This window comes from Bacillus sp. 05T31 (genome assembly GCF_056396725.1).
In genome coordinates, this window is sequence record NZ_JBFTMA010000044.1 from 1 (window position 1) to 13,058 (window position 13,058).

A 13,058-nucleotide genomic window follows, 5' to 3' on the forward strand; every position below is an offset into this window, starting at 1 on the left:
GTATATATGGATGAGGCTTTTCTTATATATGATGAAAGGGAGAAGGATAAATGAGTATACTCGCAGAATATCGATGGTATTTTTTAATTGGTGCAGAGATTGTATTTTGGATATCAGCTATTGGATTCTTTTTATTGCGTTACGGGTTTCGCTTACGGAAAGCGAGCTTTATTATGGGGATTGTATTGCTGTTAAATGAAGTTTTTATTCTAACTTTAGGTGTAGTGGATTATTACCAAACAGGAAAGTTTTCTAACTTTCAAATCATCACGGTAATCATCTTATTATATGCAGTTTTTTATGGGAAAAAGGATTTGAAAAAATTAGATATACGTATACAAAAACTAGTTGCGAAATGGCGGAATGAACCGACGCCGATTATTGAAGAAGCGATAGAATTGACAGGTATGGCTTATGCAAAACAGGAAATAAAAAATTGGGCTTTGCATCTCATTTTATTCGTTGCTGTTCATATATTCTTTTTCTTCTTGTATGGGTTTGTACCGTTTGAACAATGGRGCAATTGGTTAGAGTCAGGAATCGTTTTAAATAAAGCAGCAAGCCGTGTAAGCCAAGTGTGGGCTATTATTCTTTTAGCGGATACTGCAATTTCATTTTCATATGTGATTTTTCCGAAGAAGGAGAAAGGGAAAAGAGAGACTACTTTCATAAGATGAGAGTAGTTTTTTCTTGATAAAAGGTTCGGTGAAAGAGAGTATAGAACTTTTTAATTGTGTATACAAATAGTTTGAATAGGAGAGGATGACAATAGGAAAAAGAGCGAGTTTCATATGTGTTTTCTTCTTCAGTTTAGTAGYGTGTTCACAATCTAGCAGTACAGTTGATGAGAAGGGTGATATCGTTGCGAAAAGGACAGGAATTTCTAATCTATACAAATTTGAAAAGTTCGTTTTGAACGTTGAACAAGGAAAAGTTGCTGAAATAAGGATTGTAAATTATACATATGAAGGTGATCCGATCTTTCAAACGTTAGAACATAGTGGAAAAGAGATACGTCATATTTTAGATAATAGACGAGATGAATTCGCGGGTGATAATAAAGGTGTTCAGTCTGATAGTTGTAAAAGAATAGTCAAAGAAGTTCGTGAAGTGGATATAAGGTATAGGTTGATAGATTGTATGAATGAAGACGGACGAAATGGATATGATTTGTTAGATGTACCATTAAAATAAATTAGAGAGAGGAAGGAAGTATTTATTCCTTCCTTTTTTATRTATAWMTTGTCGAAAAYTTTACCGAATATCTGTTCGTTTTTTTAGGTTTTTTATRGGCATTCGTGKTAAAATAATAATACAGATTTTTTATGAGGAGGTCGGTTTTTAGTTKGAACATCMATTTGAAATTATCTCAGAGTATTCCCCGCAAGGTGATCAGCCGGGAGCGATAGAGAAGCTTGTAGAGGGAATTAATAGTGGAAAGAAAAAGCAAGTGTTGCTTGGAGCGACAGGAACGGGTAAGACATTTACGATTTCAAATGTCATTAAAGAAGTGCAGAAGCCAACACTTGTAATGGCTCATAATAAAACGTTAGCAGGACAGTTATATAGTGAGCTGAAAGATTTCTTTCCTAACAATTCTGTGGAGTATTTTGTTAGTTATTACGATTATTATCAGCCGGAAGCGTAYGTACCACATACGGATACGTTTATTGAAAAAGATGCGCAAATTAACGATGAAATTGATAAATTGCGCCACTCGGCAACGTCTTCCTTATTTGAACGAGATGATGTTATTATCGTTGCGAGTGTTTCGTGCATATACGGTTTAGGTTCTCCGGAAGAATACCGCGAGTTAGTTGTTTCGCTTCGAGTTGGTATGGAAAAGGACCGCAATCAATTGCTTCGTGAACTTGTTGATGTACAGTATGGACGTAATGATATTGATTTTAAGCGTGGTACATTCCGTGTGCGAGGAGATGTAGTTGAAATCTTCCCCGCATCACTTGATGAGCATTGTATTCGAATTGAATTTTTTGGGGATGAAATAGATCGTATTCGAGAAGTAAATGCATTAACGGGTGAAGTATTAGCAGAACGTGATCATGTAGCAATCTTCCCGGCATCTCACTTCGTTACACGTGAAGAAAAGCTGAAGGTTGCTATTGAAAATATCGAAAAAGAATTAGAAGAGCGTTTAAAAGAATTAAATGATAACGGTAAGTTGTTAGAGGCGCAGCGCATAGAACAGCGAACGCGTTATGATTTAGAAATGATGCGCGAGATGGGCTTTTGTTCAGGGATTGAAAACTATTCCCGTCATTTAACACTTCGTCCAGCAGGTTCAACGCCGTATACGCTTTTAGATTATTTTCCAGAGGRTTTCTTAATCGTTATGGATGAGTCGCACGTATCGGTTCCGCAAGTAAGAGCGATGTATAACGGGGACCAAGCACGTAAGCAAGTGCTTGTTGATCATGGATTCCGTCTGCCATCAGCTTTAGATAATAGACCGCTCACGTTTGATGAGTTTGAAGAGAAAACGAATCAAGTTATTTACGTTTCGGCAACGCCAGGACCGTAYGAGTTAGAGCAGTCACCGAAAGCAATAGAACAAATTATTCGTCCAACAGGGCTTTTAGATCCACCAATTGATATACGACCAATTGAAGGACAAATAGATGATTTATTAGGAGAAATCCATGACCGGATTGCGAAAAATGAACGTGTATTAATTACGACTTTAACGAAGAAAATGTCAGAGGATTTAACGGACTATTTAAAAGATGTAGGAATTAAAGTGAATTATCTTCACTCTGAAATTAAAACATTAGAGCGTATTGAAATTATCCGTGATCTTCGCCTTGGTAAGTTTGATGTACTTGTCGGTATTAACTTATTACGAGAAGGATTAGATATTCCAGAAGTATCACTTGTAGCTATTTTAGATGCTGATAAGGAAGGTTTCTTACGTTCAGAGCGTTCATTAATTCAAACAATTGGTCGTGCGGCGCGTAATGCAAACGGCCGCGTTATTATGTACGCAGATCGCATAACGAGATCGATGGGAATTGCAATTGAAGAAACACAGCGTCGTCGTAGTATACAAGAAGCTTACAATGAAAAGCATGGTATTACGCCGAAAACGATTCAAAAAGGAGTACGTGACGTTATTCGTGCGACAACAGCAGCTGAGGATACGGAAATATATGAAGCAACACCAGCTAAGAAGATGACGAAAAAAGAACGTGAAAATACAATTGCGAAGATGGAAGCAGAGATGAAAGAAGCAGCAAAGGCATTAGATTTCGAGCGTGCAGCTGAATTAAGAGATTTACTATTAGAATTAAAAGCGGAAGGGTGAAAAGAGTGAGTAAAGATTTTATTGTTGTAAAAGGTGCTAGAGCGCATAATTTAAAAAATATTGACGTAACCATTCCGAGAAATCAGCTTGTTGTTGTGACGGGATTGTCTGGTTCGGGGAAATCATCGTTAGCATTCGATACGATTTATGCAGAAGGGCAGCGTAGATACGTGGAATCTTTATCTGCGTATGCGCGCCAGTTTTTAGGGCAAATGGATAAGCCGGATGTTGATATGATTGAAGGTTTATCTCCAGCGATTTCAATTGATCAAAAAACGACGAGTCGTAATCCTCGTTCAACGGTTGGAACGGTAACGGAGATTTATGATTATTTACGTTTATTATTTGCACGAATTGGTACGCCGATTTGTCCGAATCATGGAATTGAAATTACATCACAAACAGTGGAACAGATGGTAGACCGTGTTCTTGAATATCCTGAACGTACGAAGTTACAAGTGCTAGCGCCTATCGTGTCAGGGCGTAAAGGTGCGCATGCGAAAGTATTAGAAGATATTAAGAAGCAAGGTTATGTTCGTGTGCGCGTTGATGGAGAGATGCTGGATGTATCGGAAGAGATTACTTTAGAAAAAAATAAGAAGCATTCAATTGAAGTTGTTATTGACCGTATTGTTGTGAAAGAAGGAATTGCAAGCCGACTTGCAGATTCACTAGAAAGTGCTTTAAAGCTTGGCGGGGGCCGAGTTTTAATCGATGTAATGGGAGAGGAAGAACTTCTATTTAGTGAACATCATGCTTGTCCACATTGTGGTTTTTCAATCGGAGAATTAGAGCCGCGTATGTTCTCGTTTAATAGTCCGTTCGGCGCGTGTCCTTCTTGTGATGGACTTGGATCGAAGTTAGAGGTAGATTTAGAACTTGTTATTCCGAACTGGAATGTATCATTAAATGAACATGCGATTGCTCCTTGGGAACCGACAAGTTCACAATATTACCCGCAATTATTAAAATCYGTGTGTAATCATTACGGCATCGATATGGATATGCCGGTGAAAGATATACCGAAGGATTTATTTGATAAAGTGCTGTACGGAAGCGGGGAAGAGAAGCTTTATTTCCGCTATGTGAATGAATTTGGTCAAGTAAAGGAAAATGAGATTTTATTTGAAGGTGTTATTCCGAATATTGAGCGTCGTTATCGTGAGACGAGTTCTGATTATATTCGTGAGCAAATGGAGAAATATATGGCAGAGCAAGCTTGTCCGAAGTGTAAAGGTGGACGCTTAAAGCCTGAGAGTTTAGCTGTTTTCGTTGGTGATAAAACGATTGCCGATGTAACGAAATATTCTGTTCAAGAAGTACAGGAGTTCTTCTCAACTGTTGAGTTAACGGAGAAACAACAAAAAATTGCTCATTTAATTTTAAGAGAAATTCAGGAACGTGTTGGGTTCTTAGTGAACGTCGGTTTAGATTATTTAACGTTAAGTCGTGCCGCAGGAACTTTATCAGGTGGTGAGGCGCAGCGTATTCGTTTAGCGACACAAATTGGTTCTCGCCTTACTGGCGTACTTTACATTCTTGATGAGCCTTCTATTGGTTTGCATCAGCGTGATAATGATCGTCTTATTCGTACATTGCAGGAAATGCGTGATTTAGGAAATACGTTAATTGTTGTTGAGCATGATGAAGATACGATGATGGCTGCTGATTATTTACTTGATATCGGACCTGGTGCAGGTATTCATGGTGGTCAAGTTGTATCAGCAGGTACACCAGCTGAAGTTATGCAAGACGAGAATTCATTAACTGGGAAATATTTAAGCGGTAAAGAGTTTATTCCGGTACCACTTGAAAGACGTAAAGGTGACGGACGTAAAGTGGAGATTGTCGGTGCGAAAGAAAATAACTTAAAGAATGCGAAAATGTCATTCCCTCTAGGAACATTTGTAGCAGTAACAGGCGTATCTGGCTCTGGAAAAAGTACGATAATTAATGAAGTACTATACAAATCATTAGCTCAAAAGCTATATAAAGCGAAAGCGAAGCCAGGGGCTCATAAAGAAATTAAAGGTCTTGAGCAGTTAGATAAAGTGATTGATATTGATCAATCACCAATCGGGCGTACACCACGTTCAAATCCGGCGACATACACTGGCGTATTTGATGATATTCGTGATGTATTTGCGCACACGAATGAAGCGAAAGTACGTGGGTATCAAAAAGGACGTTTCAGCTTTAACGTAAAAGGCGGCCGTTGTGAAGCGTGCCGTGGTGATGGAATTATTAAAATCGAAATGCATTTCTTACCAGACGTGTATGTTCCGTGTGAAGTTTGTCACGGTAAACGTTACAACCGTGAAACGTTAGAAGTGAAATATAAAGATAAGAATATTTCTGAAGTGTTAGGGATGACAATTGAAGATGGGGTAGAGTTCTTTGCTAATATCCCGAAAATTAAGCGTAAACTTCAAACGCTTGTAGATGTAGGGCTTGGTTATATGAAATTAGGACAACCAGCTACGACGTTATCAGGTGGTGAGGCGCAGCGTGTGAAATTAGCTTCTGAATTACATCGTCGTTCTACAGGGCGTACGTTATACATTTTAGATGAGCCAACGACTGGCTTACATGCACATGATATTGCACGCCTTCTAGAAGTGTTGCAACGTCTTGTTGAGAGTGGTGAGACGGTACTTGTAATTGAGCATAATTTAGATGTTATTAAAACAGCTGATTATATTATTGACCTTGGACCAGAAGGCGGAGACAAAGGCGGACAAATCGTTGCTTCCGGAACGCCAGAGCAAGTAGTGAAAGAAGRGCGCTCTTATACAGGTAAGTATTTAAAAGAGATTTTAGATCGTGATAAAGCAAGAATGAAAGAGAAAATAAAAGAAGTAGAGTTATCACAATAAGTTGTTAATRAAARCCGAGTGGGAATTRCACTCGGTTTTTATTTCATAGGGGGAGAAAATGGAGTTTTTAGAGATATTGAGAAAGAAAAATATGAAGGTAAGGGAATTTCAAAAGTGGGGCGTATGCTTTAGAAAACGCTGGGAGGATAACTTTGCGAATCATTTGAGTTATGAAGAGAAAGAAGAGATTCATTTATATGGGGATAAATATAGCGGTGGTTACTTGTGGCACATATTCAGTTATGAAAAGAAAAAGTGTTTAGAAGGTAAAGAAGCGGAGAATATGTTTCATAATGAAATGAAAARGGAGTGTTACATCTTCTTTCAACATTGTGATGAAGTACTGCTAATAAAGGATGCGAGTTTATTACGTATGGATGATATATTACGTGAGACAGACGATGCGTATAAAGGCGATATCTATATTGTAGATGAAAATTTCACTTGGACCTTTGTGAAAACTCATGAACATAGATGGTGTGGACCTTATTTTACAAGGAAATGTTAATAGGTATACAAGCATGAAGGGTAGAATAAGTTGATATAAGTGTTCGTATCATACTTGCGTTTATTGTCTATTAGCGTATGATGAAATATATATGTTAAAAGGATGTGTAAGGAAATGAGATGGATTGTATCACTTCTTGTAAATAGCGTTGTGTTAATCGCTGTATCCGGACTTTTAAAAGGGGTTGCACCAGACGCATTTTACATAGCAAATATACAAACTGCAATTATTGCGAGTATTATATTGGCGATTTTAAACGTATTTGTAAAGCCGCTTTTAATTTTAATTACGCTACCGATTACTCTTGTAACTTTCGGTTTCTTCTTAATTGTTATTAATGCGATTACGTTAAAGATGACGGATTCGTTATTAGGGGACGCCTTTAATATATCTGGATTTGGTGTAGCGATTGTTGCGGCAATTTGTATTTCTATTTTTAATATGATAATTGAAAAAGTAATTGTTGAACCATTACATGAAAAAAAGAGAAAATGACAAAAAGAAAAACATTTCATGATTCATATGAAATGTTTTTTTCTATTTATTAGAAACCGAGTTTCTTGTTTCCAGAAAAAAATGGTACAATATCCGATAGAATGGAATTTTACATCAAATGAGACTGAACCCGCAGCGGAGTGGAGGTTTATACATATGCCGAAAGTAAGGACAAAAGATTTAATTGAACAATTTCAATTGGAGTTAGTAAGTGGTGAAGAAGGGATTCATCGTCCGATTGATACGAGTGATTTATCGCGACCTGGAATTGAAATGGCAGGATTTTTTACATATTATCCAGCTGATCGCGTGCAGCTTCTTGGGAAAACGGAGCTTACGTTCTTTGATACGTTAACGACAGAGCAAAAGCAAGAGAGAATGAAAGCGCTTTGTACTGAGGAGACGCCTTGTATTATTGTAACTCGTAATCAAGATGTACCAGATGAGTTATTACAAGCATCACGTGAATCAGGCGTGCCTTTATTACGTTCTACTCAAACGACGACGAGATTATCAAGTCGTTTAACAAACTATTTAGAAGGTAAGTTAGCGCCAACAACAGCTGTTCATGGTGTGCTAGTAGATATTTATGGTGTTGGTGTTTTAATTACAGGTCAAAGTGGTGTCGGGAAAAGTGAGACAGCGCTTGAACTTGTAAAGCGTGGTCACCGCCTTGTTGCGGATGATAGCGTAGAAATTCGTCAAGAAGATGAAGATACATTAGTAGGGAGCTCACCTGATTTAATTGAGCACTTATTAGAAATTCGTGGTCTAGGTATCATTAACGTAATGACGTTATTCGGTGCAGGGGCAGTACGAAATTATAAACGTATTACACTTGTTATTAATCTTGAAATTTGGGATCAAAAGAAAAATTATGATCGCTTAGGTCTTGATGAAGAGAAGATGAAGATTATTGATACAGAACTTACGAAGATTACACTTCCAGTTCGTCCTGGTCGAAACTTGGCTGTTATTATTGAAGTAGCAGCGATGAACTTCAGATTAAAACGTATGGGAGTCAATGCGGCACAACAGTTCTCTGAACGATTAATGAGTGCGATTGAGTTAGGAAATCAAGAGTAGACTCTGGAGAGGGAGGTCATATATATGCTGTTAGGTTCTGTACCACAGCTTGACCGTATAGCAGTCCAACTTGGGCCGTTCCCTGTTTATTGGTATGGGGTTATTATCGGTACAGGTGTGCTATTAGGTCTTTGGCTAGCAACTCGCGAGGGAGAAAGGCTTGGTATTCACAAAGATACATTTATCGACCTTGTATTAATCGCAGTACCAATTGCCATTCTTTTTGCGAGAATGTATTATGTCATTTTTGAATGGGAATATTATTCGCAAAATCCGAGTCAAATTATTAATATTCGTCAAGGTGGTTTGGCGATTCATGGTGGTTTAATCGGGGCTGTTATTACAGGAATCCTTTTTGCGAAACGACGCGGGCTTTCATTCTGGAAGTTAGCGGATATTGCTGCGCCGAGTATTTTACTAGGACAAGCAATTGGCCGATGGGGAAACTTTATGAACCAAGAGGCGCATGGTGATGAAGTAACGAGACAGTTTTTAGAAGGTCTTCATTTACCAGATTTCATTATTAATCAAATGTACATTGATGGTGTGTATTATCACCCAACGTTTTTATATGAATCATTATGGAACTTTGCAGGTGTTATTTTACTACTCGCGTTACGAAAAGTGAATTTACGTCGTGGTGAATTATTCTTCACATATTTAATTTGGTATTCAGTGGGACGCTTCTTCGTAGAAGGTTTGCGTACAGATAGTTTAATGTTAGGACCACTTCGTATTGCACAAGTAATGTCTATTGGAATTGTTGTTATTTCTATCATTTTCATTATTGTGAGACGAAAAATGGGGCAAGCTGATAAAAGATATTTAGAAAATTAGAGAAAAGTAGCATCTTATATAAGATGCTGCTTCTTTCATATTCAGGTAATGAAAGGATTAAGGACGATGAAAATAAATACAGTGTTATTTGATTTAGATGGAACGTTAATTAATACAAATGAACTTATTATCTCTTCTTTTTTACATACGTTAAATCACTATTATTCTAATCAGTATAAGCGTGAAGATGTATTGCCATTTATCGGTCCATCTTTGCATGATACTTTTAGTAAGATTGATGCAAGTAAGGTTGAAGAGATGATTACATGTTATCGTCAATTTAATCATGAGCATCATGATGAATTAGTGGAAGAGTATGAAACTGTATATGAAACGGTTCAAGAATTGAAGAAGCAAGGTTATAAGATCGGCATCGTTACAACGAAAGCGAGACAGACGGTTGAAATGGGATTAAAGCTTTCGAAACTTGATCAGTTTTTTGATGTTGTCGTGACGATTGATGATGTGGAACATGTGAAACCACATCCAGAACCACTYCAAAAAGCAYTSRAATTATTAGATGCAAAGCCAGAAGAAACATTGATGGTTGGTGATAATCATCATGATATCGTCGGTGGACAAAATGCAGGTACGAAAACAGTAGCGGTKTCATGGACATTGAAAGGTAGAGCGTATTTAGAAGCGTATAAACCAGATTATGTGCTAGATAAAATGAGTGATTTACTACCGATTTTGTCCCGCATTAACGGGTAGTAAGATTCCTGCCGGTTAAAGTGTCACTTTATATAAGTAGAGGAGAGAGTTCAGTGCGACGGACAACGCGCTATCCTGTTTCAGGAGAAAATTCATTGTGGAATGTGTATAAAACAGTTTCTTTTTGGAAGGTAATGAAAAACTTTATTATCATCCAAATCGCACGTTACACGCCATTTTTATCCGTAAAGAATTGGTTATATCGCACGTTTTTACGGATGGAAGTAGGAAAGAAAACGTCGTTTGCACTTATGGTAATGCCAGATATTATGTTTCCAGAAAAGATTACTGTGGGAGACAATTCAATTATCGGCTATAATACAACGCTTTTAGCGCATGAATATTTAATTCGTGAGTATCGACTTGGAGAAATCGTCATAGGGAATGAAGTTATGATTGGAGCGAATACGACAATTTTGCCAGGTGTGAAAATTGGAGATGGAGCTATCGTTTCTGCAGGCACACTTGTCCATAAAGATGTACCAGGCGGCGCTTTCGTAGGCGGAAATCCGATGCGTATTATTTATACGAAAGAGGAAATGGCCACTAGAGAAGGTTGATGTTAAAAATGTAACATTTCCCTTCTCTTTTTATGAATAAAAAGGAAATAATTGATTATAATATACTGTTTTGTTTTTTACGGAATCGTTTATACTTATAGATAGAAGAATGTGTGAACGAAGAAAACAAAAAACTGGAGGATATATGGGGAAAAATCAAAGAATATATAAGGAGAACGGACAAGTTATCTCTTTTAATCAGTTAGCGGACTTCTTTTATAAAAAAGGGATGAGGGCTTATAAAGGGCAAAAATTGCAAGATGCAATTAAATATTTTCGAAGAGCAGCGCAAAGCGAGAAGGAGCCGTTTATTTTATGCCAACTAGCAATAGCATTATCTGAATCTGGTGAATATCAAGAGTCGAATCAGATATTTCTAAAGCTTGTTAGATCCAATCCTGAACTCGAGCAATGCTATTATTTTATTTCAAATAATTATGCATATATGGGCTTGTTTCAACAGGCGAAGAAGTATGCAGAGCGATATTTAGAAGTTGCGGAAGAGAAGGAATTTGTAGAAGATACATTAGAATTGCTTGAGATTATGGAAGAAGATGCAATGGGTGCGGAAGAGATTGAGGATGAAGATGAGCTAATTGTTATGCAAGAAGAAGCGAACCGCTACATTCGTAACGGACAATTAGAAGAGGCGATTGCTACACTAGAAGTTGTTACGAAAGAATATCCAGAATTTTGGTCAGGACATAATAATTTAGCGATTGCACATTTTCAATCAGGTAATGTAGATCAAGCGCTTAAGTTAACAGAAATGATTTTAGAGAAAAATCCTGGTAATATGCATGCGCTTTGTAATACGCTTATTTTTCTATATTCAATTGGAGAGCATAAGCAAGTAGAGTCATTAGCGGGGCAGTTAGTTTCGGTATATCCAATTTCATTTGAGCATCGTTTGAAACTTGGAACAACRCTTGCAACAATTGGTCATTTTGAACCTGCATATAAATGGTTCAAAGTATTAAAGCGTCAAGGGTAYGAAGGAGACGTCAGTTTTTATTACTGGTTTGCATACTCTGCGTATATGGTGAAGGAACAGCAAGTAGCTGRAAAAATGTGGCAACATGTTGTAGAATTGCATCCTGATAAAAAAGGAAAAGAACCGTGGAATGCACTGAATTTAGCAGATGAAGGACAAAATCTTTTATTTGAAGAGTTACGAAAATCATTTCAGCAAAGTACGACGCTAGAAGAGAAAATGCTAGCTTTATATTTAATGAATGAATTGTCAACACCAGAGAAGGTTGGATTCTTCTTTGATGTAACGCAAGCGAAAAATGGTGTTCCAATCGTATCGCAACTTGCAAAATATTTCTTTTTACTTAATAGTCATAAAAGCATCCCAGCTGATTTACAGCAATTTGAACAGTGCGTACGAATCGCGGATGCATTATACAATTATACGAAAAAAGACGATGAATTAATCGAAGAGTGTTTGAATTTTTGGTTTTGCACGTTCATACGTTTATATACATCTGGAGCGACTTTTACAAATGTGTACGGTTGGTCAGCGGCAATTGAATACATTGTACGCGGCGAACAAAGAAATAAGATGACACAGGCAGAGCTTGGTGATGTATATAATGTATCTGTAGCGACTATACGAAAGTATGTGCAGGCTGTTAAGCGCACGCACACGTAGGGTAGGCAAATCATTGGGAAAAAAATGATGCTAACAGTATAATGAGGGTAACTTAATGTGTATGAATGAATGGGAGTGAATAGTGTGTCAGAAGAAAAAATTTATGATGTCATTATTATTGGTGCAGGACCAGCTGGTATGACAGCTGCGGTATATACATCTCGTGCGAATTTAAGCACACTGATGCTTGAGCGTGGTATTCCAGGTGGACAAATGGCAAATACAGAAGATGTAGAGAACTATCCAGGTTATGAGTCTATTTTAGGACCAGACTTATCAAATAAAATGTTTGAGCATGCGAAGAAATTTGGTGCTGAATATGCATACGGTGATGTAAAAGCAATCATCGATGGTAAAGAGTACAAAACAATTATTGCTGGTAAAAAAGAATATAAAGCACGTGCAATTATCGTTGCAAGCGGTGCAGAGTATAAAAAAATTGGTGTGCCAGGTGAAACAGAACTTGGCGGCCGCGGTGTATCATATTGTGCAGTATGTGATGGTGCATTCTTTAAAGGGAAAGAACTTGTTGTTATTGGCGGTGGAGATTCTGCTGTTGAAGAGGGTGTGTTCTTAACACGCTTCGCATCAAAAGTAACGATCGTTCACCGTCGTGACACTCTTCGTGCACAGAAAATTTTACAAGATCGTGCTTTCCAAAATGAGAAAGTAGATTTCATTTGGAATCACACTATAAAAGAAATTAACGATGCAAATGGTAAAGTAGGAAGCGTAACACTTGTAGATGTAAACAGCGGAGAAGAACAAGAAGTTAAAACTGACGGCGTTTTCATATACATCGGTATGTTACCATTATCAAAACCGTTTGTTGAGCTAGGTATTACAAATGAAAATGGTTATGTTGAAACGAACGAGCGTATGGAAACGAAAGTTCCTGGTATTTTCGCAGCTGGTGATGTTCGTGAAAAAATGCTTCGTCAAATTGTAACGGCAACAGGCGATGGTAGTATTGCAGCGCAGAGTGCACAGCATTATATAGAAG

12 protein-coding genes are annotated in these 13,058 nt (G+C 37.6%); all 12 read left to right on the forward strand.

Going from position 1 to position 13,058, the window contains the following annotated elements:
* Nucleotides 1–50 precede the first annotated feature (50 nt).
* Nucleotides 51–677 (forward strand): hypothetical protein, encoded by a 627-nt coding sequence (locus AC1DJR_RS04895; RefSeq protein WP_477002136.1) that lies wholly within the window; start codon nt 51–53, stop codon nt 675–677.
* A gap of 85 nt (nt 678–762) precedes the next feature.
* Nucleotides 763–1,194, forward strand: coding sequence for a DUF4362 domain-containing protein (locus AC1DJR_RS04900; RefSeq protein ID WP_477002137.1), 432 nt, complete (start codon nt 763–765; stop codon nt 1,192–1,194).
* 169 nt (nt 1,195–1,363) lie between these two features.
* Nucleotides 1,364–3,322: an excinuclease ABC subunit B gene (gene uvrB / locus AC1DJR_RS04905; protein ID WP_477002142.1), complete on the forward strand. Its 1,959-nt coding sequence runs from the start codon at nt 1,364–1,366 to the stop codon at nt 3,320–3,322.
* Between the two features lie 5 nt (nt 3,323–3,327).
* Nucleotides 3,328–6,198, forward strand: coding sequence for an excinuclease ABC subunit UvrA (gene uvrA, locus AC1DJR_RS04910; RefSeq protein ID WP_477002138.1), 2,871 nt, complete (start codon nt 3,328–3,330; stop codon nt 6,196–6,198).
* Between the two features lie 58 nt (nt 6,199–6,256).
* Nucleotides 6,257–6,706, forward strand: a complete 450-nt coding sequence (locus AC1DJR_RS04915) for a DUF4275 family protein (protein ID WP_477002139.1) — start codon at nt 6,257–6,259, stop codon at nt 6,704–6,706.
* A gap of 114 nt (nt 6,707–6,820) precedes the next feature.
* Complete coding sequence (locus AC1DJR_RS04920; RefSeq protein ID WP_002089574.1) at nt 6,821–7,201, forward strand: phage holin family protein; 381 nt, start codon at nt 6,821–6,823, stop codon at nt 7,199–7,201.
* A 156-nt stretch (nt 7,202–7,357) separates the two neighbouring features.
* Nucleotides 7,358–8,287 (forward strand): HPr(Ser) kinase/phosphatase, encoded by a 930-nt coding sequence (gene hprK, locus AC1DJR_RS04925; RefSeq protein ID WP_429691819.1) that lies wholly within the window; start codon nt 7,358–7,360, stop codon nt 8,285–8,287.
* Between the two features lie 24 nt (nt 8,288–8,311).
* Nucleotides 8,312–9,124 (forward strand): prolipoprotein diacylglyceryl transferase, encoded by an 813-nt coding sequence (gene lgt, locus AC1DJR_RS04930; RefSeq protein ID WP_002034719.1) that lies wholly within the window; start codon nt 8,312–8,314, stop codon nt 9,122–9,124.
* A 66-nt stretch (nt 9,125–9,190) separates the two neighbouring features.
* A complete protein-coding gene (gene ppaX, locus AC1DJR_RS04935) occupies nt 9,191–9,838 on the forward strand; it encodes a pyrophosphatase PpaX (protein WP_477002143.1) in 648 nt (215 codons plus the stop codon).
* Between the two features lie 53 nt (nt 9,839–9,891).
* Nucleotides 9,892–10,398 (forward strand): acyltransferase, encoded by a 507-nt coding sequence (locus AC1DJR_RS04940; RefSeq protein WP_061673729.1) that lies wholly within the window; start codon nt 9,892–9,894, stop codon nt 10,396–10,398.
* 145 nt (nt 10,399–10,543) lie between these two features.
* A complete protein-coding gene (locus tag AC1DJR_RS04945; RefSeq protein WP_477002140.1) occupies nt 10,544–12,055 on the forward strand; it encodes a tetratricopeptide repeat protein in 1,512 nt (503 codons plus the stop codon).
* Between the two features lie 84 nt (nt 12,056–12,139).
* On the forward strand, nt 12,140–13,058 hold a 919-nt coding region (gene trxB / locus AC1DJR_RS04950; protein WP_477002141.1), incomplete at its 3' end, for a thioredoxin-disulfide reductase.